This is a genomic window from Paracidovorax avenae ATCC 19860, from assembly GCF_000176855.2.
Taxonomy (GTDB): domain Bacteria; phylum Pseudomonadota; class Gammaproteobacteria; order Burkholderiales; family Burkholderiaceae_C; genus Paracidovorax; species Paracidovorax avenae.
The window spans coordinates 765,337-791,729 of the sequence record NC_015138.1 but is presented as its reverse complement, the minus strand read 5'-3'; the positions used below and the strand labels follow the sequence as shown (position 1 = coordinate 791,729).

19 protein-coding genes and 1 other RNA gene are annotated in these 26,393 nt (G+C 66.6%); 5 read left to right on the top strand and 15 right to left on the bottom strand.

What is annotated here, in order from left to right:
- Positions 1-20 precede the first annotated feature (20 nt).
- From ACAV_RS03510 to ACAV_RS03490, 5 genes are all read left to right on the top strand, one after another.
- A complete protein-coding gene (locus tag ACAV_RS03510; protein WP_013593197.1) occupies positions 21-1,328 on the top strand; it encodes a flavin-dependent oxidoreductase in 1,308 nt (435 codons plus the stop codon).
- 79 nt (positions 1,329-1,407) lie between these two features.
- The gene (locus ACAV_RS03505) at positions 1,408-3,078 is read left to right on the top strand and encodes an MBL fold metallo-hydrolase (RefSeq protein WP_013593196.1); all 1,671 of its coding nucleotides are present in this window, start codon (positions 1,408-1,410) and stop codon (positions 3,076-3,078) included.
- The gene (locus ACAV_RS03500) at positions 3,071-3,874 is read left to right on the top strand and encodes an rRNA pseudouridine synthase (RefSeq protein WP_013593195.1); all 804 of its coding nucleotides are present in this window, start codon (positions 3,071-3,073) and stop codon (positions 3,872-3,874) included. The genes ACAV_RS03505 and ACAV_RS03500 overlap by 8 nt, the downstream gene beginning before the upstream one ends.
- Positions 3,875-3,924: 50 nt before the next feature.
- The gene (locus ACAV_RS03495) at positions 3,925-5,166 is read left to right on the top strand and encodes a YjgN family protein (RefSeq protein WP_013593194.1); all 1,242 of its coding nucleotides are present in this window, start codon (positions 3,925-3,927) and stop codon (positions 5,164-5,166) included.
- Positions 5,167-5,183: 17 nt separating this feature from the next.
- The gene (locus tag ACAV_RS03490; RefSeq protein ID WP_013593193.1) at positions 5,184-6,545 is read left to right on the top strand and encodes a M48 family metallopeptidase; all 1,362 of its coding nucleotides are present in this window, start codon (positions 5,184-5,186) and stop codon (positions 6,543-6,545) included.
- Between the two features lie 75 nt (positions 6,546-6,620).
- Here ACAV_RS03490 and rnpB read toward each other — a convergent pair.
- The 15 genes from rnpB to ACAV_RS03430 all read right to left on the bottom strand — a co-directional run bounded on the left by rnpB (position 6,621) and on the right by ACAV_RS03430 (position 26,233).
- Positions 6,621-6,958: RNase P RNA component class A (gene rnpB / locus ACAV_RS23910), an RNA gene on the bottom strand.
- A gap of 9 nt (positions 6,959-6,967) precedes the next feature.
- The gene (locus ACAV_RS03485; RefSeq protein ID WP_157768722.1) at positions 6,968-7,384 is read right to left on the bottom strand and encodes a hypothetical protein; all 417 of its coding nucleotides are present in this window, start codon (positions 7,382-7,384) and stop codon (positions 6,968-6,970) included.
- 131 nt (positions 7,385-7,515) lie between these two features.
- A complete protein-coding gene (locus ACAV_RS24485; RefSeq protein WP_157768721.1) occupies positions 7,516-8,235 on the bottom strand; it encodes a hypothetical protein in 720 nt (239 codons plus the stop codon).
- Positions 8,236-8,242: 7 nt separating this feature from the next.
- A complete protein-coding gene (locus ACAV_RS03470; protein WP_013593190.1) occupies positions 8,243-8,674 on the bottom strand; it encodes a hypothetical protein in 432 nt (143 codons plus the stop codon).
- 54 nt (positions 8,675-8,728) lie between these two features.
- A complete protein-coding gene (locus tag ACAV_RS03465) occupies positions 8,729-9,148 on the bottom strand; it encodes a hypothetical protein (RefSeq protein WP_013593189.1) in 420 nt (139 codons plus the stop codon).
- A gap of 4 nt (positions 9,149-9,152) precedes the next feature.
- Positions 9,153-9,644: a hypothetical protein gene (locus ACAV_RS03460; protein ID WP_013593188.1), complete on the bottom strand. Its 492-nt coding sequence runs from the start codon at positions 9,642-9,644 to the stop codon at positions 9,153-9,155.
- A 160-nt stretch (positions 9,645-9,804) separates the two neighbouring features.
- On the bottom strand, positions 9,805-10,188 hold the full coding sequence (locus ACAV_RS03455; RefSeq protein ID WP_041828547.1) for a hypothetical protein: 384 nt from the start codon (positions 10,186-10,188) through the stop codon (positions 9,805-9,807).
- Positions 10,189-10,908: 720 nt separating this feature from the next.
- Positions 10,909-11,175 (bottom strand): hypothetical protein, encoded by a 267-nt coding sequence (locus tag ACAV_RS24480; protein ID WP_157768720.1) that lies wholly within the window; start codon positions 11,173-11,175, stop codon positions 10,909-10,911.
- A 626-nt stretch (positions 11,176-11,801) separates the two neighbouring features.
- Positions 11,802-12,347 (bottom strand): hypothetical protein, encoded by a 546-nt coding sequence (locus ACAV_RS24475; protein WP_157768719.1) that lies wholly within the window; start codon positions 12,345-12,347, stop codon positions 11,802-11,804.
- Positions 12,348-12,719: 372 nt separating this feature from the next.
- Positions 12,720-13,205 (bottom strand): hypothetical protein, encoded by a 486-nt coding sequence (locus tag ACAV_RS24470; RefSeq protein ID WP_157768718.1) that lies wholly within the window; start codon positions 13,203-13,205, stop codon positions 12,720-12,722.
- Positions 13,206-13,475: 270 nt separating this feature from the next.
- Positions 13,476-14,123, bottom strand: coding sequence for a hypothetical protein (locus ACAV_RS03450; protein WP_013593185.1), 648 nt, complete (start codon positions 14,121-14,123; stop codon positions 13,476-13,478).
- Between the two features lie 31 nt (positions 14,124-14,154).
- A protein-coding gene (locus ACAV_RS23980) for an IS5 family transposase (protein ID WP_167539399.1) occupies positions 14,155-14,963 on the bottom strand; the annotation gives its coding sequence in 2 pieces (ribosomal slippage) (positions 14,155-14,633 and positions 14,633-14,963; 810 coding nt in all).
- A gap of 89 nt (positions 14,964-15,052) precedes the next feature.
- Positions 15,053-15,319, bottom strand: coding sequence for a hypothetical protein (locus tag ACAV_RS24465; protein WP_157768717.1), 267 nt, complete (start codon positions 15,317-15,319; stop codon positions 15,053-15,055).
- Positions 15,316-18,579, bottom strand: a complete 3,264-nt coding sequence (locus ACAV_RS03435; RefSeq protein ID WP_013593184.1) for a transglutaminase-like domain-containing protein — start codon at positions 18,577-18,579, stop codon at positions 15,316-15,318. Before ACAV_RS03435 ends, ACAV_RS24465 begins: the two co-directional genes overlap by 4 nt.
- Positions 18,580-18,649: 70 nt before the next feature.
- On the bottom strand, positions 18,650-26,233 hold the full coding sequence (locus ACAV_RS03430; protein ID WP_013593183.1) for a carboxypeptidase regulatory-like domain-containing protein: 7,584 nt from the start codon (positions 26,231-26,233) through the stop codon (positions 18,650-18,652).
- Between the last annotated feature and the right edge of the window lie 160 nt (positions 26,234-26,393).

Sequence of the window (26,393 nt, the reverse complement as noted above, 5' to 3'; positions counted from 1 at the left end):
AACCCGGAGAACGCACCGCCATGACTTCGCCCTCCCCCGCCCCCTCCCAGGCCACGCCGCGACCGCTGGACATCGTGATCGCCGGCGGCGGCATCGGCGGCCTCGCCGCCGCGCTCGCCCTCTGCGCGCAGGGGCACCGCGTCACCGTCTGCGAGGCCGCGGCGCGGCCCCAGCCGCTGGGCGTGGGCATCAACCTGCTGCCGCACGCCGTGGAGGTGCTGGACAGCCTGGGCCTGCTGCCGGCACTCGACACCACTGCCGTGCGCACGCGCGCCCTGGTGTTCGCCAACCGGCACGGCCAGCCGATCTACGAAGACCTGCGCGGCACCGAGGCGGGCTACAGCCATCCGCAATACAGCGTGCACCGCGGCGAGCTGCAGATGCTGCTGTGGAACACCTGCCTGCAGCGCCTGGGCGCAGACCGGGTGCGCGCCGGCACCCGCATCACCGGCTGCACCGAGGAAGCCGATGGCCGGGTGCTGGCGCAGGCCGAGCTCGCGGACGGGGGCGCCACCACGCTGCGCTGCGATTTGCTGGTCGGGGCGGACGGCATCCATTCGGCGCTGCGGCGCCAGTTCCACCCCCATGAAGGCGCGCCGCGCTGGAACGGCATGATGATGTGGCGCGGCACCACCTGGGCGAAGCCCTTCATGGACGGCCGCACCATGGTGCAGGCCGGCCACCGCCGCGCGAAATTCGTCGTCTACCCCATCGCCCCGCCGCGCGAGGACGGCCTGCAATTGATCAACTGGGTGGCCGACCGCCGGCTGCGCGAGGATGGCTTCGGCGGCGGCCTCGTGGCCCCGGGCCGCGAGGACTGGAGCCGCCCCGGCTCGGTGGACGACCTGCTGCCCACCTTCGGCACCTGGCGCTTCGGCTTCGTGGACGTGCCGGGCCTGATCGCGCAGGCCACGCAGATCCTCGAATGGCCCATGGTGGACCGCGACCCGCTGCCGCGCTGGCGCCAGGGCCGCGGCGTGACGCTGCTGGGCGACGCGGCCCACCCCATGTACCCCATCGGTTCCAACGGCGCCACCCAGGCGCTGCTGGACGCGCGCGCCATCGCCGACGCGCTGGCCGCCCACCCGCACGACCTGCCCGCCGCGCTCGATGCCTACGAGGACGGGCGCCGGCCCATGACCGCGCGCATCGTGGAGCTCAACCGCGCTGAAGGCCTGGACGCCATCCTCGACATGGTGGAGGAGCGCGCGCCCGATGGTTTCGAGCGCATCGGCGACGTGCTCGACCCGTCGATGCTGGCCGACTGGGTGCGCAGCTACAAGGCCGCCGCGGGCCACCGGCAGACGGCACCGCAGCCGGCGGCCTGAAAGCGGCCGTGCCCTTGCGGCGCGGGGGCTTGCTGGCGGCCCTCTCGCGCGGCCGGCGGCCGCTGCCGATAATCCCCCGATGCCCCGCCCCTCCCAACAACTCCATCCCCACCGCGAGCCCGCCGCCACGCGCGCGGCAGCCACCGTGCTGCTGCTGCGCGACGCGCCCGGCGGCGGACTCGAAGTGCTCATGACGCGGCGCTCGCCCCAGGCCAGCTTCGCGCCGGGGGCCTACGTGTTTCCCGGCGGCGCCATCGACGCGCAGGACGCCGAGGCCGCCACGCATGCCCAGGTCGACCACCGCCCCGCGCAGGCGGGCGAGCGCGTCACCCAGGCCGTCGCGGCCATCCGCGAGAGCTTCGAGGAACTGGGCGTGCTGCTCGCGCGGCATGCGGACGGCCGCTTCGCCGACGCCCGGGACATCGCCGCGCTCGACCGTGCCGCGCCCTTCGTCCCGCAATGCGCCGCGCGCGGCCTCCGGCTGGCCGCCGACGCGGTCTTCCTGCTCGCGCACTGGACGGCCGACCGCGACCTGCCCAGGCGCTTCGACGTGCCCTTCCTGGTCGCGCGCATGCCGCAGGGCCAGGAGCCCGTGGCCGACGAGACCGAGCAGTTCGAGCCCGTCTGGGTGCGTCCGCGGGACGCGCTGGACCGGCATGCGGCCGGCCGGTTCTTCATGATCTTCCCGACCATCCGCACGCTGGAGCGCCTGGCGGAATTCGCCAGCGCCGACGCGGTGCTCGCCGCCGTGGCCCACGAGCAGCCGCTGTGGACCAGCTGCCCGCGCGCCGGCCTGCTCGCGGGCCGCGAGGCGCGCTACATGGAGCACGAGGCGCCCTACGGCGAGCTGGCCCTGGTCTGCCCCGACGGGCAGATCGTGCACCCGCTCGACTGGCAGCCCGAGCGGCCCGTGCCGCTGCTGCGCAACCTGCAGCGGCTCACCGCGGCCAACCCCGGCGCCATGACCGGCCCGGGCACCAACAGCTACCTGGTGGGCGATCCGTCCACCGGCTACATCGCCATCGATCCCGGCCCGGCCGACGAGGCGCATCTCGAGCGCCTCTGGCATGCGGCGGGCGGCGACATCCGCGCCATCGTGTGCACGCACTCCCATGCCGACCACGCGCCGGGCGCCGCGCCGCTGGCCGCACGCGTGGCCGCGGCCGGCCGCCCGCGCCCGCCCTTGCTGGGCCTGCCCTCCGCCCCCACGGCGCGCGCGGCCAGCCGGTTCACGCCCGACCGGGCCCTGGCCGATGGCGAGCGGATCACCTTGAGCGGCCGGCAGCTGGAAGGCGACGTCACCCACACGCTCGAAGTGATCCACACCCCGGGCCATGCCGCGAACCACCTGTGCCTGCTGCTGCGCGAGGACGGCCTGCTGTTCAGCGGCGACCACATCCTCAACGGCAGCACCACCGTGATCGATCCGCCGGACGGCAACATGGACGACTACCTCGCGTCGCTCGACCGTCTGGACGCGCTGTGCGAACGCCATGGCGTGGAATTCATCCTGCCGGCCCACGGCCATGCGATCGCCGGTGCGCGCGGGGCCATCGCCCGGCTGAAGGCGCACCGGCTCGCACGCGAGGCCAAAGTGCTCGCGGCCATGCAGGCCCTGCCGGAAGGCAGCATGGACGACTGGGTGCGCCACGCCTATGCCGACGTGCCCGAGCGGCTGTGGCCCGTGGCGCAGCGCTCCCTGCTCGCCCATGTGGAGCGCCTGCGCGCGCTGGAGGCCGGCCATGCATGATCTCCCCCCCAACGACAACAGTGCCGGAGAAGCCGGCCACATCCGCCTGTCCAAGCGCGTCGCCGGGATGCGCGGCTGCTCCCGCCGCGAGGCGGAGTGGCTCATCGAAGGCGGCTGGGTGCAGGTGGACGGCCGGATGACCGAAGCGCCGGGCGCCCGTGTCCGCCCCGACCAGGACGTCGTGGTCGCGCAGAACGCGAAGGCCGAGGAGGCACCGCCCGTCACCCTCCTGCTGCACAAGCCCGCCGGCTGGGAGGCCGGCATCGGCCACGGCCCCGCGGGCGATCCACGCCAGGCACGCAGCGGCGGGGCACCCGACGCCGGCACGCTGCTGGAGCCCGGCAACCGGTACGTGGGCGACAGCCCGCCCGTGCGGGTGCTGCAGCGGCATTTCCGGCAGCAGGAGTGCTTCACGCCGCTGGCCGACGCCGCCAGCGGGCTCGTGGTCTATACGCAGGACCGCCGCATGGCGCGCCGCCTGGCAGAAGACATCGAGCTGCTCGAGCAGGAATGCATCGCCACCGTGGAGGGCCGCATCGCCGAGGGCGGCCTCGAGCGCCTCTGCCGGGGCCTGGAGTTCAACGGCCGCCCCCTGCCGCCCGCCAGGGTGAGCTGGCAGAGCGAGACGCGGCTGCGCTTCGCGCTCAAGGGCATCCGCCCGGGGCAGATCCCCGCGATGTGCGAGGCCGTGGGCCTGCAGGTGACGGCGCTCAAGCGGCTGCGCATCGGGCGCGTCTCGCTCGCCAAAGTCCCCGAAGGCCAGTGGCGCTACCTGCTGCCGTGGGAGCGCTTCTGATCCTCGCGCCGCCGCGATAAACTGCCGGGCTCTTCGAGGGAGGCATATCCATGGATCAGCGCGTCGAGCCCCACGTGGCACGCATGGCGTCATCGTTCACGTCGCACGGCATCGAGCCGCACCCGCTGGAGTTCACCGGCAGCGGCGGCGAGTACTTCCGCGTCTGGATCGTCAACGTGCTGCTGGGCATCCTGACGCTGGGCCTCTACACCCCCTGGGCGCGCCGCCGCACCGTGCAGTACTTCTACGGCCACACGCTCGTGGCCGGCAGCCCGCTCGAATTCACCGCGCAGCAGCGCCGCATGGTCTTCGGCTTCGTCGTGCTGCTGGTGCTCACCGCCGCCTACCAGATCGCCGTGCGCACCGGGCAGGACACCGCGGTGGGCCTCTTCATCCTCGCGGGCGCAGCGCTCGCCCCGCTCATCTGGGGCAGCGCCATGCGCTTCCGCCTCGGCAACACGCGCTGGCGCGGATTGCGCCTGCAGTTCACCGCCGGCTGGCGGCAGGTCTATGCGGCGAGCTGGCCCATCTTCGCCATCGCTGCCCTGTGGCTGGCCGCGTTCTACGGACTGCACGCGCTGGCACCGGAGCCCGTGGCCGGCGCCTCCGGCCGCCGGATCCCCCAGGTCACGGGCGCGATGTGGGGGCTGCTCGCCCTGACGCTCATGCTCACCGTGCTGTGCGCCATCCGGCTCGAATACAACTACCGCAGCATGCTGGTGCTCCATTCGCGCCTGGGCACCGAGCCCGGCCGCTGGAAGCCGGTGTACATGGATTTCGTGAAGGTGTGGCTGGCCACCGTGGGCGTGTTCCTGCTCACCGTGGCGGGGATGAGCGCCATCGTGGGAGCCGCCTTCGGCGGGTCGCTGGCGCTGCTGTCCGGCAAGATGCAGCACATGGGGATCTGGCTGGCCCTGCTGTTCATCGTGGGCTTCGTCTTCTTCGGCTTCATGGCGCTGCTGGTCTCGGCGCCGGCGCGCGCCTACCGCGAGGCACGCCTGTTCCAGATCACCTGGAACCAGATCGGCGTGAGCCACGTGGCCCGCTTCAAATGCCACCTGCGCGCGCGCCGCTTCGTCGGCCTGCGCATCAGGAACCTGCTGCTCACCCTGCTCACGCTGGGCTTCTACCGCCCGTTCGCCCGCGTGAACGAGTACCGCATGAAGCTCGAATCCGTGACGCTGCACGTCAAGGGCGGCGTGGACCAGCTGGCGGGGCAGCTCCAGCGGCAGCAGCAGAACGGCGTGGGCGACGCCCTGGCCGACGCCGCAGGGCTCGACCTGATCGGCTGAACGGCGCCCGCCCTGCCATGGCCTCCACCGCGCCGCCGCCCCCGCCACCGCGGGCAGATTCCGGGCACGCCGCCACGGGGGCCGGAACGCCCTCCAGCACGGCCCCGCAGCCCGTGCCCGCGCGCTGGTTCGACGGGCGCAGCAGCCAGGGCCGCGCCGTGCTCGCGGCCATCGCCCCCGGCCTGCGCGGGCCCGAACTCACGCTGCACCCCGTGGGTGCCGAGTGTGGGGTCCCGGAGCACTTCGCGCACGATGCGGTGGACTGGCCCGAGGCCTGGAACCCGCGCCGCCCTCCCCCGCGGCTGGCGGTGGACCTGGGCGAGCGCGGCAGCCTGGAAATCGCGGGCGATGGCATCGCACGCTGGCACGCGGCGCTGCAGGCGGCCGGCCACCGCGCCGGCATCGCCCAGCGCATGCAGACCCGCTGGGGCGTGCTGGCGGCCGTGCTGCTCGCCTCCGTGCTGGTGCTGGCGCTCTTCTACCGCTACGGCACGCCCTGGCTGGCCACCCAGCTGACCCGGGCCGTGCCCCTGGGGTGGGAGACCTCCCTCGCCCGGGAAACGCTGGAGCGCATGGACGGCGACCTGCTGCGCCCCTCGCGCCTCGCGCCCGAGCGCCAGCAGCAGCTGCGCGCCCGCTTCGACACGCTCGTGCAGGGCATGCCGGCGGCGCCACAGCGCTATGCGGGCTACGCGCCCACGCTGCGCCTGGAGTTCCGGCGCGGCATGGGCGCCAACGCCTTCGCCCTGCCGGGCGGCACCGTGGTCATCACCGACGGCCTCGCGGAAACCGCGTCCCGCCGGGGCCTGGGCGACGATGCCCTGGCCGGCGTGCTCGCGCACGAGATCGGCCACGTCGTGTACCGCCACACCACGCGCACCGTGGTCGAACAAGGCGTGCTCAACATCGGCCTGGGCCTGGCGCTGGGCGACGTCTCCAGCCTGCTGTCCACCGGAGGCGCCCTCGTCACCGGCCTGGCCTACAGCCGCGCGCACGAGCGCGAGGCCGACTGCTACGCCCTCGCGCTCATGGGCCACGCACACCTGCCCACCGCGCCCATGGCCGACCTGCTGCTGGCCATCGCGCAGGAGCAGCGGGAGGCGCCGCACCGCGGCAAGGCGCCCGCAGGCGACCGCACGAAGGATGGCCGCGAGGAAAAAGACGATGCGGATGGAGCCGCGAACCAGGGCGGCGAAGGCAGCACGGCCGCGAAGCCTTCAGCGGCCCCGGGCAGCGCCCCGGCTGCGCGCGAGACGCCCGAGGCGCGCAAGGGCAGCGGCGACAGCGTGTGGATGGGCCTGCTCGCCACCCACCCCGGCACGGAACAGCGCGCCGCGCAACTGCGCGCCGGCCATGCGCAGCACTGCGCGCGGCCCTGAAATGCAATGAAGGATGTGTAGGTGCCGCCAGGCGTGCGGCGGCGCCTGCAGGGCGCAGGCGCACGGAAAACAAAAGTGTGAAGCGCGCCGATAAGCCGGATTCTGTGCATGCAGTTGCCCGCATGTGACCGCCATTACTCTGGGCCGGGGGTCGCCCGCCCGGCTCGATGCTACCTACCCGCCAGCTCCGCGGAACCACGTCAACGCTGGCCTACTTGGTATTGCTGCGCGTAGAGATTGCCCGTTTCACCCCGGCTGGTCTGCCTTGCGGCACTCCTTCCGGACTCGTCTCTGTTGCTCTGATCCTCACCTCGCGGTGGACAGCCGTTAGCTGCTACGCCGTCCTGTGCAGTCCGGACGTTCCTCCAGTGCGGCCTTTCGGCACTTGCACCAGCGGCGGTCTGGCGCGCTTCACGGAGGGATTATCGCCGAGAGGGAGAGCAAGAGGACGCCCCCGATTCCACGCGGGCGAAATGGACGTCCACCAGTTCCTGATCCGCCTCCATCCCCGCACCCATGCGGGCCAGCATCTGCATGAGCGCGGCCGAATACAACCACCCCGTGGTGCCGGCACCGCCCTCTTCCTCCTCGCCGTAGATCAGCTTCAGCAGCAGGAAGGATGCGCCGTCGCAGTAATCGGACACGCGCGGCAGCCGGTCCGCCATCCAGCCCAGGTAGTCCAGGATGGCCTCTTCCTCCCTCTTCCAGGACTGCAGGAATTCCGGCGCGCCGAACGCCTGCTGCGCCCGGTACTGCTGCCTGGATACCGCATAGTCCACCTTGGTGGATCGCCACAGCAGGAAGGCATCGCCGCCAGTGCCCGGCAAACCGGAATCCATGGCCGGCCCACCCTGCGGCTTCCGGACGTGGGCCACAACCCCCACGGGAATACCGGCGCTTACCGCGGCAGAGGAAAACTCCGTGGCCCTGAAGCCTTCGCCTCCTGCCTGCAGCAGGAACCGCAGCAGATTCATGGCGCCGGCCGCCGGGGCGGATGCAGCAGCAGGTAGGCAGCCCGGAAGTACCCATCGACATCCACCGGCGCCTCGCGGCCAGTCGCTTCCCCGTGGCGCAACATCAGATCGACCAGGCGTTGGAGCTCCTCGAAGCAGGAGCAGGCGCGCGCATGCACGCGCCCCAAGCCGTCGAGCGCCACCTCGCAAGCCACGGACGGTGAGATCTTGCCCAGAAAGAAAAGCACGCTCGATTGCACTTCCCCGCCATAACGGTCGAAGTTTCGGGCGATATGCCGCGCCAGCGCCACGGCCTCCGCTCCGGGAACAAAACGACCCTCGCAGGCCCGTTCGATCCATTCATCGAGCTCACTGGGCATGGAGCCGTCCAGAAGCTCCGGCTCCATGGTGGCCTGGAATTCCGCGATGCAGGAGCACGGCGCATCGTCATGCACCGGCCCGCCGGGATGCTCCTCTGGATCTGCAAGATGCTCTGCATCGGCTGCGAGAAGACGGCATCCGCCTTGTTGCCGGGCCCACGCCTCCAGCCCGTCAGCCGGAAGCGCCGCGATGGCCCGGGCCCATCCCAGGTTCTCATCGGATGGGAACGCGCTGAGCCCTTCGGCGAAAGGGTAGAGGTTGTGGATGGCGAACAGCCGCTGTGAAACATGGCCGAACGCGAGCCTGGCCGCTTTATAGGCCTCCGCGAGCTCGGCACGGGCGGCGGCAATGGCCACTTTCGGGCTAGCGCTGGGCCTGGTCATGCAACACCCGTTTCAGACTCGAACCGTCCAGCACGGCCGAAGCCATCGCCATGTTCTGGTTGTAATCCAGGCAGATCGTAGGGAGGTCGGCTCCTTCCATCTGGGCCATGATGGAAAGGTGCTGATGGACATCGCCGCCGCTCCATCTGAAATCCCAATACGCAGTCGCCAGATCCTTCTCCGCCAGCCTGCATGCAGCTTCCATGTCGATCGTCACCAGGGCATCCAGCAAATAGGCCTTGATGGAAACGTCCAGGGCACCGTATCCCAGCAGCATATGGTCCAGCCATTCGCCCCGATTCGCCCCGGAGGAGGGGCTGCTCCCCCATTGCTTGAAAAAGCTGTCCAACCCGGAGAAATCACCGGTCTCGGCCAAGCCAATCGCATTGTCATAGCATGACAGCAAATTCATGCATCCTCCCCATCAAAACCCAGAGCGTCGTGTGGACCGGTTCGACGTTAGAAATCATTTCTTCAAAAACCTGTTCACATCGATGCCCTCGTTCAACGCGAAAGCGACCCTCATGGTCGTGTCGTAATCATCCTGTGCCAGGGGGACCCGGAGCCCCCGGTGCTTCACCAGCAAACCGACCACCTGGTGCAGATAGCCCGCATGCCTGCGGAACTCCGCGACCACCTTGGGAAGATCGCGTCGAGCCACTTCATAGCCTGCTTCGGCATGCATTTGAAAGAGACACGTCAGCGCGGTTGCCCTGAGGCGGCAGGGAAGGCCGTCATATGACTGCTTTATATGCTCGACGATTTCATCCACCTCGCTGAGCGAAACCTCACCGAGCCGGACTTTGTCGATGAACTCGCTGAGAGGCAGCCCATCCCCCTCCAGCGCCAGGGCGAACAACTCCTGGTAGCGCAGCAATGCACTCATGGCACTAGCGTCCTTCAGATTTCGCCCGGCGCGGCGATTTTTTCGACAGCTGAAGCAGCAGCCTCATTCCCACAAGGCCCATCGCCAGCGTACCGGACAGCCATAAGGGCCACATCGCCAGCTGCTCATCGCGCCCCACCAGGAAGCCCATCATCAATACGTCGCTATGGAATGCATAGCCGGTGCTGAAGCCCAGCAGCACCAGCGCGAACAGTGCTTGAGACCATCTCGACTGACCGCCCACCGCCGTGGCTTCCTCGCTCCAGCTTCGGCAGGCAACCACGAAGCAGAGGCATGACACCGCGGCCACAGCACCCAGCTTCCACCAGGCGTCCATCGCGCCGATAGCGGCCTTCAAACAAAGTCCGGCAAACAAAGTGATGATCAAGAAAAAAACAATCGCGAACTCGAACCTTACCCGTTTCAGACCAACGAGCAGCACCCCAGCCAAGGCACCGAGGCTTGCCAGATAAAAAACCAAAAGCAGATCCTGCATGCACCAACTCCTGCCATCAAGAATATCCGCGTGAGTGCTTCACGCATCAGACCGACCAAGCCCTTGCTTACACTGGAACATCCGTCGCTGAGCGTCCACAATTCCGTTCGCACCATACCAGGCGCACTCTTCTCGAGAAATCAAAACGGCATATCGAAAATTATTCAATAATTTCCTTGATGAAAAGAGCTGCCATCACCCAGTAAGCAATGACAAGCGATCCAGCACTCAAGAAAGGATATTTCTCCATATCGAAATATGGCAGATCCAGAAGAATTTGATGTTGTCTCTCAATTATTATCGGCTTCAAATAAATGCCGCAAATAAAAACCCCAGCGAGATAGGAAAACATCAGCACCGCCATGGACACCGTGGCACCGAAGACAATATAACCAACGATCAGCGGAGCACCAAAAACCAGCAGGATGCGAAGCAAAATTTTCGCAACAGCATGACGCAAATCGCCCTCTATCAAGTAGTAAAAAACTTCACCAGCAATCAAAAGATAAAAAGCAAAAATTAATTCAGCAATGACAAGAGACATAAAAATTTATTCATAACAAAAATACAACGAAGAACGACAATAATTCATTAACAGAAAAATGCCATGGATATATTTTCATATCGATCGACGAAATAACCATTTACCTCGGAACTCGATATCACCGCTCACTTCAGGGAACTCAGCCTCCAGTGCCACGCCCCAGCTGTCAATGGGCTGCGCCACTGTGTGATAAAGCCTATCCAGTGCGGCCAACCTTTCTGCGTTCTGAACTGCAAGACAGATGATCAGTATCGATATTAATTTCCCAACAAGATCAAACCGCTTCCTAATCCGACAGAAAAGAAAGGAAACATCTTTCCATCCAAACTCATATATACAAGCGTTTCTTCTGGAATCCCTGAAGAACCAACAGTGAGCCTCAGCTCGGCCCTCAGCCGTCCACTATGCCGGCGTCGTCCTGGCTCGGTCGGAGATTGCTTTCACTGCAAGCTGCGGATTATTTCGGCGCTCTCTTATAGACATCCAAGAAAATCAGAAAAACTCCAAATGCACAGCACAGAACGACCAAGCCTCTAAAAGAATATAAATCTCCACCCCAAATACCCACCATCACTGTGAGCAACAGGACAAACAGTCCATACTTACCATCACTCTTGCCAGACGCATGCATGATTTCACCTCCGACTTCAATGCAAATCCCATGAAGGCTCTTCCTACTAGCGGCGCCACCGCTGGGGCATCCGCAGCTCAGAATAACCTTCACCCCTTATGCAGACTGACTTTATTTCTGCCAAGGCGGTAGTAATAATAGCCTCCCAAAATCAACGCCAGCACCTGTAAAGCACCGTAGAAAAACCCTTCCAGCAAAAAGCACACAGCCGAAATCAATATCAAAATCAAAAAAGTCAACCATCCATGCAAGCCGTTTCTCATTCCAGCACTGAACGCAAGAAAGAACAGCAGGAGACTAACCAGCGGATATATTTTTATCCATTGATAGAGCATTGAAGCAAAATACTCAATCATATTTAATAAGCCAAACTCATATCACATAACCGCCACCATGAGGCTTGATATTCAAAAACGACTACCCCCTCCCTGCTGCTGCCATCAATTAATCAGCGCGGCTCGTCACCATTCATCTTTACAGCTCTAGATGGTCTAACTAGTTTTCTAAAAGTCGACCAAGCAACCACCACGGAAATCACCATTGCAAAGAAATCCCAAGGCTGAGCCAAATATTTCCAAGCAAAATAGTTTGCCAACAATGACAAGCAGAAAATAAAAACCAAAACCATCTTCACAATGACCCCATATACCGGAAATTCATTCAGTTCAGTGAAGTTATAGGCCAATTATTGGACACACAATTTTCTACCCATGTGCCCACCATATATTCGCACCAAACTCCCGCACGTCTTTATTAGACACCATCAAAATAAATAACAGCAATGAGAAAAAATATAACAAATAATCTTTTTTGGTTGCTGTTTTTCTACGTCTTTTTTCGCTCAACCCCAAAGATGCGAATCCAAGAAGAAAGACACTTATAGCCGGAATTAAATATTTCATCACAAAACAGGTTGATCAATCGAAAATTATTCCATCCCAGTCGCAAGACCAACTACCCAACAAGCCAACCCGACATTTAATCACCCTGCAAGCATATTTCTGCCAAGCGTCGAGCCAGCTTTGAGAAAAATAAGCTCGTAGCTCAAAGGAGAGATAGACGGCATATAACCATCATGTTCCAGGGGGAATCTCTCCGCCCCCTTTTCAGCCACAAAGATATCGAGCAATTCACCAATTACTTTGGCAGCAACCTCACCCATTGAAAACAAAACTCGCTGCTCGTTATCAGATCTGAGGTCAAGGCCAAATGCGGGTCTATCGCAATAGTCAATTTCAATCCCTCTTAGCGGACAAATCCACCCGAAGCTTTCCGGCAATTGAAATTCACTCAAGCCAGAATAAAGTCTCCCATATACCCTCAAAACCATCTCCCCATCATGCTCATCGAAGCTGGTTTTCAATCGAACCTCTTCATTTCCTTCGACTTTCATTTCTTTCAGGACTTCAGCAAGTTTCAGCAATGCCGAGTCAATGCCAACTATTGCTATTTGAGGTATGAGCATATGCTCAATCTCGCGTGCCTCCGAAACAAACAGGGCCATGCCTTCGATATTTTGAATATTCATTTTCAGCGGAGATTTTCAATGTCCCAATAGGATCTCCGCGACCATTTCTAATATAGCCACGGAGGCAGCAAAAGAACCCTATGTACAAAGCCACCCGCCGTGGCCCTTGGCTCTGCTGCGCGGCCAGTCCCGGCGCTCTAACGAGCTGATGCCTTGGGGCGGTCCGGTAGCCCTGCCACCAGGTTGGTGCTCCCTGCCAAGTTGTATATCGCCGGGTCGCCGAATAACTGCTACGGTACCGCGAAACAGGATTTAACTCTGATTTCGGCTTTGATCTTGTTGATTCTTCCAGGCCTCCTGGCACAAAAGACACCGAATGAATGAGAAATCGCGAATAGCTATTTAGCATATTTAATGAAATAAATAAACCCATCAAGCAATACCTCTTCGAGTTATAAATAGCATTACAAACGGGAAGACCATAGCAATCCAGAATAAAGGCACAAAGAATCTTCCTGCGGCATCATCTAATTTTTTTATGCCCAAAAAACAGATACTCATAGGTCCGCCAAAACCACGCAGTTTTACGAACAGCATAGGCATTACAAAAACAAGCAAGACGCCACCGAAAATCAAAACATCGGGGCTGGATCCATGAATCCACATGGATGACAAAAGCAAACACAGCGACAATATTGATGCGCCGCCCACTTTCGTTCGTATTGCCAACCCTCCAAGAACAATTGCAACAACAAGTCTGATAAGATAATTTAAAAAATCATCCGTGAAAAAAATAAATTTAACGGAAAGCAAGCCCAAAGCGAAGAGCAGGACAATTAAACAGAGCAAATCATAAAATACCAAAAATAAAATACCAAGAAAAGCTGCAGTCCACCAAATTATTTCAACATCGCTCATGATCCACCCGTATAAAATTGCATTATTCGATTCAGGACCGGACGCACGACAGAGCAGCATCCCCGCTCACAGCAAACAATACGACTGACAGCGAGAACAAAATTAAAGGGCCTAGCCAAAGGTAGAAAGCATCAATGCACTGAACGCCTGGCCAACAATAAGACCGGAGGCAATCAAAAGCGCGCCTATGCCTGCGCCAAAGATAAACTCATACAAGCCTCCTCCATTACTCCCCCTTCAATCGTGTAAGCCCCAGCCCCCGTTCCCTCCTCAATCACCGTAAACCCCGCCCCCCACCCACCCGCTCTGCGCAATCGGCGCCTCGTGGATGGCCACCTCCTTGCCCTCGTCCAGCGCCGCCTGCACCTTTGCCCGCGTGCCCGGGCTGTGCGCCACCAGCGCCGTGTTCACGATGTGGGGCTGGTTCGCATAGACCTCCGGCGTGATCGTGTAGATCTTCTGGCCTTGCTGCGCGGCCAGCCCCAGCGCCTTCACCGCGCTGATGCCTTGGGGGCAGTCCGGCAACCCGGCCACCGGGTTGGTGCTGCCTGCGAGGTTGCATTTCGCCGGATCATTGAAGAATCGTTCCGGCACCGCGTGCTCCAGTGCGCTCATGTACTGGCCCCGCATCCGGTTGTACGCCACCCATTGGGCCTTGTCGTTGTTCCGCGACCAAGCCAGGTTGCGGATGTGCCCGATGTCGATGTTCACCCCGGGGAACTCCACCCGGCACACCACGCCCCAGCTGTACACCGGCTGCGCCACCGCGTGGAACAGCCCGTAGCTCAGCCCCGGGTTCTCCACCATGCCGGCGGCGCGCTGGCTCAGCCGGCTGTGGCTGTCCGTGGCCGCGAACCAGCTCCAGATCACGGCGGTGAGCAGGTCGCCGCTCAGGCACTCGCCCGTCAGGCCGTCCACGCTGCCGGTCCGCAGCAGCCCCTTAGAGCGGCTAACACCACCGATCCACGAAGCGCGCGCAGATGATCGCTGCCGCCAGTTTCAATAGCGCTTCGTGGATGTCCAGCCGCCTCTCGAATCGGATGCGCAGCTTGCCGAAGCCTGCAAACCATCCGTGCGTTCTCTCCACCACCCACCGATGCCGACCCAGCCGCTCGCTGCTTTCGATGCCTCGTCTGGCAATCCGGCTGGCGATGCCCCGCTGTCTCAGGAAGACACGGCAGCGCTCATAGTCGTAGCCCTTGTCGGCGTGCAGCTTCGATGGCCTGCGACGCGGCTTGCCCTGCAGTCCCCTGACGGCTGGCAGAGCATCGATGCATTTCTCGAACATCATCGAATCGTGCCGATTCGCACCACTGACCAGCACCACCAGCGGAATGCCCCGCGCGTCTACGACGATGTGCCGCTTGGAGCCGAGTTTGCCTCTGTCCGTGGGGTTGGGCCCTGTTTCCTGGCCCCCCGGGGGCTTGGTACCGACGAGCCATCGATGCTTGCCCGGCTCCAATCGATCTGGTCGTGCTCGCGCAGGCGCACCAGCATGGCGTGGTGCAGCTTCTCCCACACCCCGGCAGCGTTCCAGTCGCGCAGCCGCCGCCAGCACGTCATGCCACTGCCAAAACCGAGTTCCTGCGGCAGGTCCTCCCAGGCGATGCCGGTGTGCAGCACGAATAGGATGCCATTGAGTGCGGCTTCATCGCTGACGGTGCGCTTGCGCGCCCCGCCTTTGGCCGAGGGCACGAAGGCCGGGATGAGCGGCTGCAGCTGTCGCCACAGTTCTTTGCTGACGGGTCTTCTTGCCATGAGGGCGCCAAGCATAGCTGCTTCGCGCTGGGCTATGAACAGGTCGTGTTAGCCGCTCTTAGCCTGCTAGAAATAGCGATCATCATCGATTAATTCTTTAACAAAATTAATCCAGCTCCCACCCCAACCGAAAAAAAAGGAAACATCTTTCCATCCAAGCTCATATAAACAAGTAGCTCTTCGGGGAATTTTTTTATCACATTTATTTCCAAAAAACAAAAAGCTATAACAATTATAATGATAATAAATATATTAACCTCTCCTAAATCGAATATTTTTCCTATGGAAAAGGAGATCGTTGCGCCTACCGCAATAATTAACAATGGCAGCAGGTAAGTTAAAAATTTTTTCTTCATAGATTTGATATGGCCTCATTCAGCTCCAATAAGAAATATGCGAGCACCACGGCAAGCATGATTGCCATTACCGCTCCAGTCAAAGGACTAGCAAAGAATGCTCCCAAAGCGGCGGCGCCTTCCATGGCAGCGACTGTAAAGCAGAGAGTCAATACTATCTGAGCAATCTTTTTAGGAGTGGATACATCAGAATCCACAAGATCATAAATTGACTTCATGAAAGTCACCGCAGTTGTCGCCTTGGACATAGCATTTATATAGTAAGACCTTGATATTTCATTTAAAGGTCCGTTAACAGCGTTAGGATTTCTTAATTTCTGAGTCAGGGAGTCCACCAGCCCAGACAGTGCGGCAGATGCCAACGCCAACCACCCTCCTTGACTCCCGCCTTCAATCGTATAAGCCCCCGCCCCCGTCCCCTGCTCGATCACCGTAAACCCCGCCCCCACCCACCCGCTCTGCGCAATCGGCGCCTCGTGGATGGTCACCTCCTTGCTCTCGTCCAGCGCCGCCTGCACTTTCGCCCGGGTGCCCGGGCTGTGCGCCACCAGCGCCGTGTTCACGATGTTGGGCTGGTTCGCGTAGACCTGCGGCGTGATCGTGTAGATCCTCTGGCCCTGCTGCGCGGCCAGCCCCAGCGCCTTCACTGCGCTGATGCCTTGCGGACAGTCCGGCAGCCCAGCCACCGGATTGGCGCTGCCCGCCAGGTTGCATTTCGCCGGATCATTGAAGAAACGCTCCGGCACCGCGTGCTCCAGCGCGCTCATGTATTGGCCCCGCATCCGGTTGTACGCCACCCATTGGGCCTTGTCGTTGCTCCGCGACCAGGCCAGGTTGCGCATGTGCCCGATGTCGATGTTCACCCCGGGGAACTCCACCCGCCGCACCACGCCCCAGCTGTACACGGGTTGCGCCACCGCGTGGAACAGCCCGTAGCTCAGCCCCGGGTTCTCCACCATGCCGGCGGCGCGCTGGCTCAGCCGGCTGTGGCTTTCCGTGGCCGCGAACCAGCTCCAGATCACGGCGGTGAGCAGGTCGCCGCTCAGGCGCTCGCCTGTCAGGCCCTCCACGCTGCCGGTCTGCAGCAGCCCCTTGGACTGTTCCAGCCGGTCCTTCAGCGCATCCAGTTGCCGCGCGCTGATGCCGCCGGCGCTGATGCCGATGGCCGTGGCCTGGCCCGCCACGTGGCTCGCGTCCGAATTCAGGTCCCATTGCTGCGATGCATCGCCCAGCACGGAGAAGCCGCCCTGGCCCACCAGTTCGGACCCCATGGCCACGGCCTGCGTGCCCTGCGCCACCACCTGGCCGTCCAGCATCAGGCGCGGCTTGAGCCGGATCAGGTAGCCCGGCAGGCTGGTGGGCAGTTCGCCCGGCTGGATCGGGCTGCCGTCCGCATGCGGCTTGGGCAGGTAGCTGGCGATCAGGTCCGCGCTCGCGGTGTCGGCCGGCTCGTAGGCCAGGGTGAAGCGGCGGCCCACGAGTTCGCTCGTGGCCTGGGTGTAGGTGAGCAGTTCGTTGCCCCAGGCGTCGGAGAGGGTGTAGCGGAAGCGGTGGCGCAGGGCCTCGGGCACGGCAGTGGCCTGCTGTGCGGCCTGCACGCGCGCCAGGGGCGTGACGCCTGCGAGCACGCTGGACACCCTTTGGGCCACGATCTTGCGGCCGATGACGTCGCCCACGGTGGCATCGGCCTTGCGGCCGTCGATGTAGGCCTTCAGGCGCGCCTGGTAGCCCTCCATCTGGGCCTGGATGGCCGCCTGGTTAAGGTTCTGCACCCAGCCTTCCTGCGCGTTCACGGTGGCGCCGCTCTGCGCCGCGGCGAGCAGGGCCTGCGCATCGAGCGGCACGGCGGCCTGCAGGTCCATGCCGGCGGCGTAGTCGTATTGCTTGAAGCTCGCATCCAGCGGCACCCAGGCATTGAGCGGGCCCTGCGGGTTCGGGTGCTGCGTGGCGCTGCCGTTGACCGAGCCGCGCGCGGGCGCCCAGTTCACGTAGGCCTGCACCCAGGCGTGTTCCATGCGCAGGGCCACGGGCTGGCCGTCGCTCACCAGCAGGCGCGTGGCGATGCCGCCCTGCGCCATGAGCTGCTGCGCGGCCTGGGCGTTCTGCGCGTTGCCCACCCAGTTCATCGCCTGGGCGATGGGGACCTGCACGGTGCCGAACTGGTAGCGGGCCGGAATGCCGGCCGCGCGCAGCAGGGCGATCTGCAGGCCGGCGATGTCGATGGCGTTGCCGCGCCGCTTGTCCAGCGTGTCCTGGGCGTTCTGGATCGCGCCCCAGGTGGGCACCCATTCGATGGTGTTGCGCACCCAATTCTGGATGTCCACCGGGTTGCGGCCCAGCTCTTCGGCCTTGGCGCGGATCGCGGCGGTGAGGGTGACTTCGGGCGTGGCCGCGAGGTCGTCGGCCACCGGGGCCTCGCCGGGCTCGGGCGGCACGTCGAAATGCAGGCCGCCCGGGCCGGAGCCGGCCTGGGCCAGCTGCACGCCCTCGGCGGCGTAAGTGTGGCGGTACCAGGCAGCGCGGGTTTCCGCAGGCAGGCGTTCCGTGGGCTTCGGTGTGCTCCAGGGCAGCGGCCCCGCGCCCGTGGGCACCTGGGGCTTGGCAGCAGGATAGCGCTCGAAGTAGGCAGCCAGGGCCTGCACGGCGGCATCGCCGGGTGCCTGGCGCCATTGGCGGATCAGGCCACGCAGCTCTTCCGCACGCAGGCGGACGGCCGCATGGGCCGCATCGTGCCGGGCCAGGATTTCCGCGCCGACGGCGCGTCCGCGCAGTTCCGCACCCTGGGCCTCGAAGTCCGCCAGCACGGCATCGGTATCGGCATCGATGGCGTCGAGCAACTGGGCCATCTGCGCGCGGTCGGCATCGTCGGATGCGGTAGGGGCTGCGCGCGCGGCGGATGGCACGGCGGCGGGCGCGCTCTTGCGGCCCGCCACGTCCGGCGCTGCGGCGCGCCCCGCGAGCTTGCGCACCAGGTCATGCACGCGCACCAGGTTGCGGCTGGTGCGCTCGCTGGCCTGCGCGCCGGCCGGCTGGGCGGCCTGGGCCTGCGCGACGCGCGCAGTCTCCACGCGCTGCTGCCACTGGGCCGCGCGCCGCAGTTGCGACTGGGCGAGCGGGCTGGATGCGGCAGCGTTGCCGCTGCCGTCCTGCGCCAGCGCACTCAGCGGCTGCAGCGCCAGCGCGAGCTGGGCCGCGATGACGAAACCGCCGACGGGCCGCAGCACCGGGCGCCACGCATGGCGGGTGTTCGACGATGGCATGGATGGGTTCTCCCTCGATTTCTTTGATATGCAGTGCGGTGTCGTTGGCATGCTGTGCGTCCGCCTCCGGTCAGGGCTCGATGGCGAAGCCGGCCGTGCCCAGCACCTGCACGGTGCCGTTCACGGTGGCGACCAGTTCGATGCGCAGCGCGTCGCCCGCCGCGCCCTGGACCTGCCAGTTGGCGTTGCCGCTGTTCGTCTCGCCGGGGTTGAGCGTCATCGACTGGCTCCAGGCGACGGAAGCGGTGCCCCGCGTCAGGTTGACCACGCGCAACTGCACGGGGATGTCCTTGCCCATGGCCCCGCTGTTGCGTACCGTGCGCGACAGGGTCACGTTCTGCCCCGCGCGGGCCCGCGCGGGGCTGGCGCTGACGCTTCCGGCCAGCACGGGCGGGAGCACGACGATGCGGAAGCTGTCGCGGTCGAGGTGCAGCACCTGGCCCTGCCATTCGGCGGTGAGCGTGGCGTCCACCACGTCGCCGTTCTGGCCCTGGGCCTGCCAGCCGTTGTCGCGGCGGTTGTTCTGGTAGCCGGGGATCGTGAGGTTGTCCCACAGGTGCTGCACGGTGGCGCCGGTGCGCCGCAGCACCCACTGCGAGGTGACGGGGATGTCCTTGATCTGCGGCGGGCAGCGGTTGAACACCGTGCGGCTGCCGACGATGGTGTCCTGCAGGGGCACCTCGCGGGCGGACTGGCCGCGCACCTGGAAGTCCAGGTCGCCGGTGATGCAGGCCCACTGGCCGCACAGTTGCCGCTGGGCGGACTGCAGTGCCTCGGCGATGGCGGCACGCGCTGCGTCGGCACCCGTGCCGGCCGCTCCGCGCAGGGCGTCGGCGGCGGCGGTCCAGGGGGCGAGGCTCTGCGCGGGCAGGCCCTGGCCCATGGACTGCACGGCGGACGCGACCGCATTGCGCGCGGAAGACGCCGCGCTGCCGCCACCCGCTGCCGCGAAGGCATCGGCCGCGGCCTGCGCGTCGCGCGCCAGATCCATGGCCTCGCGGATCTCGAAGGATTGCGCGAGCGTCTGCACCGCGGGCGCCGCCCCGGACGCGCCCGCCAAGACCGCGGAAATCTCCCACGGCACGTCGTAGCGGCCCGGCGCGGTGGCCGTGGCGTGCAGGATCAGCTGCGTGGATGCACCGGCCGCGAGCGGCACGCTCCATTCGACGACCGAAGCGCCCGCGACGGCGCCGCTGGCGTCGGGGATGGCGTCCAGGGCCTGCGCGCCCTGCGGCAGCCGCGCCCGCACCGTCACCTGCAGGGCTTGCGTGCCGGGGTTGCGCAGCACGGTGGACAGGCTCTGCAGGCTGCCGGGCACGCGGGTGTTCACCGCGGGCACGGTGAGGTATTGCAGCGTGTCGCTGACGAACGTGCCCAGGAACGCATCCGTGCCTGCGCCGGGACGCGCCAGCAGCGTGGACAGGCTGAAGGCCATGGCGAGGCCCCGGCCGCGGCCGATGGCACGGCCGGCCACCGCCACGCCGCCGCCCGTGAGCGTGGCCTGCACGGTGGCGCCCTGCGCGGCCAGGCGCTGCGGCTGGCCCGGCGTGGGCAGCCCGCCACCCTGCGGATAGACCGGCCCGGTGAGCGTGGCGACCGCGCCCTGCAGGCCGGACGTGCCCTGCGCCTGCACGCCGATGGCCTCGAGCAGCACCGCGTCGCGGTCCGCCGTGGCGCCATCGACCAGCAGGCCCGCGCCGCGGCGGGCGGCTTCGCGCACTTCGCGCACGGCCACGTCGCCGAGCTTCTGCGCGCCGCCGCTGATCCAGTACACGTTGTAGCGGCCGCAGCGCATTTCGGTTTCGAACTCGGCGCGCGTGGTCACCACCTTCGCGGTCAGGCCGCGGGTGGCCAGGTCGTCCCGCAGGGCCTGGGCCTTGGCCTCGTCGCAGGCCGCGGACGGCGGCTGCCCGTCGTCCGCCGCGCTGCAAGCCACCAGGACCAGCAGGCGCGCATCGCTGCCGTTGCCGATGGCCGCGGTGACGGTCGCCGCCGGGGCCGCCTGGCGCAGCTGGATCGTGGTGGTGGACAAGGTCACCTCCTGCCCGGCAGCGACCTCGATGGATGCGGCCGCGGGCAGGATGGTGCCGGGCGTGCCGTCGGCCGTCCAGGGCCAGGACAGGGTCAGCGGCGTGCCCCGCACCAGGTCCACGCCCGGGCGCGTGAAGGTGGCGACGACGCGGTCGCTGCCGGCGTCCAGGATGCGCACGCGCACCGTGGCGTTGCGCACGTCGGCGTTGCCGGCGTTGTCCAGCGCGAGCGACAGCTGCACGGGCTCGCCGATGGCGGCGACGGCGGGCTGCGCCTGCAGCGTGCCGCGCACGCCGGCGCCGGTATCGGCCGTGCTGCGCACGGTGAACGTGGTGGTGGCGCTCGCCACGGTCTCGCCCCCGGCGCTGCGGGCCACCAGGCGCACGGCGTAATCACCCGCTGGCAGGCCGGAAGGCGGCAGCACATGGCCGAAGTCATGCAGGCCCTGGGCCGGCAGCGTGGACACGGCCGCCTGCGCGGACCAGCGCTCGGCGCCGTCCGAGCCGGTGACGGTAGTGGTGGTTTTGAGGTCGTTCCAGGCCTGGTTGGCCGCGAGGTTCTGCAGCCGGTTGGCGATGCGGACCGTGTCCGTGGGCTCGTAGCTGCGCCGGTCGGTCTGCACGCGGGCCGTGAGGCCGGTGCCGCCGCTCGCATCCGCGACGATGCGGAAATCCGCCACGGCTTCCTCGACCGGCAGGCCCGCCGCATCGGCCAGGCGTGCCACCACGCGGTAGCTGCCGGCCTGCGTGTCTGCCGTGTTCCAGGTGGCCGGCAGATCGATGGTGCCACCGGCAGCCAGCGCGCTGAACGGCACGCGGCCCAGGTCCGCCACCGTGCCACCCGCAGGCGTGGCGATGGCCAGGGCCACGTGGCCGGACGCGGCACCCGCGCCGGAGTTGCTCACCCGGGCGGTGATGGCCACCGGCGTGCTCGCCGGATAGGCGGCCCGGTCGGTGGACACGCCGATGCCCAGATAGGCCGAGGCCTTCACTGCGGGAATATCCACCGGAGCGTCCACGCTGTCGCCCAGGAAGCTGTTGCGGAAGGTGAGCGCCGCAAAGGTGGACGAGGGCCGCGACTCACCGGGCCGCAGGCCGTCCAGCGTCAGGTCGAACTCGATCTGGCGGGCCTTGGTGGTCACGCCGACGAGCTTCCAGAGGTAGTCCGTGGACCCATCGGGCTGCGCAGCGGACTGCGTGGGCGCGAGCGACGGGTTGGCCAGTTGCACGTCGGGCGCGAAGCGCAGGCGCAGGTCGGTGTCGATGCCGCCCACCCGCTCCAGCGCCACGGGCAGCCAGACTTCCACCCACGAGGTGGCGCCGTAGCGCGTGGTGAAGAGGCCGTTCTCGCTCATCCACGAGCCGTCGGCCTGCTGGCGCGCCAGCAGGAACTGCACCGCATTGAGGATGTAGGGGTCCTGGGGGCTCGGGTTCAGGTAGTCGAGCGCATAGCCCACCTGGGCCGTGACCATCGAATCGCTGCCGTGGTAGTCGTACCAGCCCCAGCCGCCATCGGCACGCTGGCGCGCCTTGAGTGCCGCGCCCACGGCCGCCATGCGGTCGTGCAGGGTCTGCGCCAGCGGCGTGCCGGCAAAGCGGCGCTGGGCGCTGCCCAGGCCGATCAGCTGGTGCGCGAGCTCTAGGTTGCTCGACGGGTTGATGTTGGCATCGTTCAGCAACCACTGCGCACCGCGCTGCGCCGAAGCGTCGTAGCCGGCGACGAGCGCATCCACGTCGGGCGCCTGCGCGGCCAGCTTATAGACGCGCTGCCCGCCGTCGGACGTGAAGATGGTGCCGTCCTGCAGGACGGCCACGCCCTCGGCCGGAGCGAAACTCAGGCGCTGGCCCTGCCAGTCGGCGTTGAAGCGGTAGGCGCCGTTGTTCGTGCCCACCAGCCAGCCGGAACCTTCCTTCACCACCGAACGCGGATTGCCGTAGAGCAGCGAGACGGGCGTGTCGTAGGACTTGTCGTCCAGGCGGAAGCGCACGATCTTGCGGGCGTTGTAGTTGACGACGACGAGGCGGCCTTCGGTATCCACCGCCAGGCTGGTCGGACCGGCCAGCGGAGCACCGGACAAGAAAGGTTGGGCCTCGCCGGAAGGCAGGATGCGATAGACCGTGTTGTGACCGTAGTGCGCGACATACAGGTCGCCGGACGGCGTGAACACCGGACCCATGGCGTCCGCCAGGGGGCTGAGCAGCCGTGGCGTGCCGCCGGACGGCGATACCGAATAGATGCCGCTACGGCTGGCGACGACCAGCAGCCCGTCCGGCCCCATGGCCATGCCGGCAGGCCGGTCGATGCCCGACGCGAACACGCTGAGGCGCCCGTCCTGGCCGATCTGCGCCACCGTACCTGCATCGCTGTTGGTCACCAGCAACCGGCCGGCATCGTTGTAGAGGTGGTAGGCACCGGAGAGCCCGCCCCCCTCGCTGAACGTCTCCGCCGCATGCTGCACCCACGGCTTGCGCTGCCCCAGCTGGTCCGCCACCGCCACCAGGTTCTTGACGTTGAAGGCGGTCTGCGAGGCCCGCGCCGTCCACCAGCCGCCCGTGTAGTCGGTGCTCCAGCCGCCGTCGCCGTCCTGCACCCGCTGGGTGTAGGAGGCCGCGCTCGCCAGCGTGGGCGTGATCTCGCCCTTCTTGTGCCAGGCGTTGAGTGCCCAGAGGTTCAGCAGCGTCTCGGCCTTGGAGAAGCCGAAGGCATCGTCGCGCAGCGCGCCATCGGGCTGGCGGTAGAGGGCCACGGTGTTGTAAATGGCATTGCGCAGCCTGGGATCGTGGTCGGTCAGGCCACGGGAGAGCTCGCCGCCCACGAGGGCCTGCGTCTGCACGTGGCAGCCCTGGCACTGGTTGCCGGCCGTCCAGGCGGCGGCCTGCACGTCGCCGTAGGTGACGCTCTTCTGGATCGCCGACTTGATGGCCGCGGACAGCGGGTTCGTGGTTCCGCCGGTGGCCGCGTCCTCGCCCGTGATGCGCACCGTGGCACGCACGGTCTGCGTTCCCGTGGGCACCACGGGCCGGTCCACCGTGTAGGCACCCGTGGCGGTGTCGCCCGCGTAGAGGCGGCCCAGCGCCACGCCCTGGGCATCGCCCGTGGCAGCGGCCAGGCGCAACGCGAAGCTGCCGGGACGCGAGGGCACCCAGCGGCCGAACGACAGCGTGGCGGGCATGCTTGGCGCCAGCGCTCCTGCGCTCGCCTCGAATGTGGCGACGGTATCGCCCTGCGCCTCGTCCACGATGGTCAGGCGGTAGGCCTGAGCGGGCAGCGCGAGGTTGCCCGTGCTGCGGATCACGGCGTGCAGATCGACCGGCGTGGCGGCCTGTGCGCGCACGACCGGCGGATGGGCCGCCACGGCGCCGTCGAACAGCGCCTCGCCCCGGATCTCCAGCGGGAGGCTGCGGGTGGCGAGCACCTGGCCGGCCGGGTTCTCGCGGCTCGCGGAGCCGGCCTGGACGACCCGCACCAGCAGGGTATAGGCACCGGGCGCGAACTGCCCCGTGTTCCAGGCGAAGCGCAGCGGCCGCGCCTCGCCCTGCGACAGCGTGAAGGCGCCCAGCGGCTCGCTGCCCGACGGAGCAAGGGCCGGCGCGAGGCCGATGGATGCGCCCTGGGCATCGAGCACCGCCAGTTGGGCGACCAGGTCGCGCGGATCGCCACCGGTGTGCTCCACGGACGCCGTGACCGCGACGGAGGCGTTCGCCCCGGCCTGGCCCGTGGAGGCGGCCGGCGTGGTGATCCGGACGGCACCCGTGCCGGCCGGCGCCATCGCGAAGTCCTTGCGCACCTGCGCGGGCTCGGCCGCCTCCAGGCGCCAGGACTGGGTGAGATAACCCACGGCGACGACGCGCAGGTCGAAGCGGGTGGAGGTGATGCCGGACAGCGCATAGCTTCCGTCGGCCGCGCTGCGCGCGCTGGCACCGCCGCCCGACACCTCCGCATTGGCGATGGCGGTCCCGGTGTCGGCATCGGTGACACGGCCCGCGACCTCGGTGGTGGTGCGCACGGCTTGCAACACGACATCGCCGAAGTCCACCACGGAGCCGGACGCGGCCAGCACGTCGGCGGATGCGGAGCGGTAGCCGCTGCGGGAGAAAGCCACGCGGTAGCTGCCGGCGGGCGCCTGCAGGTCGAACGATCCCGTGGCACCGGTGGCACCCGTGGTGGCAGCGCCAATGGCCACCGACACGCCGCCCAGGCCCTGGCCCTGCCCGTCCACGGCGCGGCCCTTGAAACGCGCCGCCGTGGGCTGCGGTGCCGGCTCGGACGATGACGTGAGCGTGGGCGAGAACACCAGCGTCTGACCCGCGGCGAGGGTACCGCTGGCCTGCACGGCGCGGAAGCCGTCGCGCGAGGCCGTGAGGCCGACGGGGCCCGGCGCCACGCCGTCGATGCGGTAGCGGCCCTGCGTGTCGGTGCGCGCGCCGGCGCCGGCGTCCAGCGCCACGAGCGCGTCACCGACGGGCGTGCCCGACGCATCGAGCACCTGTCCGCGGATCGCCCCCGTGGTGGATGTTCCCGCCAGGGCCAGCAGGCCCAGGTCCAGTTGCTGCCCGGTGGCCAGTTCCGCCGGGCGCACCAGCGCCGCGTAGCCGGCCAGCGTCACGCGCAGTTCGTACCGGCCCGCGGCGAGCCCGGAGAACCGGAAGGCCCCCTGCGCGCCGGAGGTGGCGGCCTGCGCCGCGGCACCCGAGAGTTCCACCGTGGCGCCCGCCAGGGGCTGGCCGCTGGCGGCATCCACCACCCGGCCGGCCAGTGCTGCGGCCACGGGCGTGGCGGGGGGTTCCGCCGCCAGGGCGCGCAGGGCGACGGCCGTCAGGAAGGCGTCGCCCGACCAGCTGCCATCCGCGGCCTGTGCGGCCACCAGCCACTGCCGGGCGGCGCCGCGCGCTGCCGAATCCGCCCCCTGCAGCGTGAGCGCATGCAGGCCCAGCGCGGTGAGATAGACACTGCCGTGCCAGCTGCCGTCGGTCTGCTGCCGGTCCGCCAGCCACGCCACCATGGGCAGCACCGCGGCCTGCTGCGCGGCATCCGCCGCGGCGCCCGGCGTGAATGCCTGGACGGCCAGGGCCGTGGCCTGCACGCGCCCACCGGCGGATTCGCCCGCCATGCCACCGTCGTCCTGCTGCACTGCACGCAGCCATGCCCGGGCGGGCGCAGCGCCCGCGGAGGTGCCGCCGTCGGCCAGCGCCAGCGCGTCGTGGGCCCAAAGCGTGTCGAGGAGCGTGGAGGGTTCGCCGGGGGCGGCCGATGCCGGGAAGCCGCCGTCGGCCGACTGGCGCGCGCGCAGCGAAGCCTCCAGGGAATCGGACGGGCAGCCCGCGGTGCGCAACGCCAGGGCGGCCCGCGCCATCCATTCGGTGTCGTCTCCCGCCCCTGCTGCCAGCCGTGCAGTCAACGGGGGGGCAACGGCAGACGGGCCGGACAGCGCAGCCAGGGTGCGCACGGTTTCGGAAAGCGCCTGCAGCGGATGGGCGCCGCGTGCATTACCCGCGAGAGCGCCGTCCGCCCCGACCTGTGCCTGCAGCCATGCCAGGCCGCGCGACACCTCCGGGCTGCCTGCGCGGGCGCTCAGCAGCACCAGCGCGGCCAGCGCCAATGCCAGCCGTGCCGCCAGAATCATCCACGCCCGAACAGGACGCGTGCGCCCTCCCCCCATGCCTTGACGCATACGCGCCCCCCTTGATTCGCGGGCGCGCGCAACCCAGGCCCCCTACGGGCCGGCCGCTACCCCCACCTCGCCCTGTCGGGCTGTTGAACTTGGGGGCGGAGTGTAGAAGGGG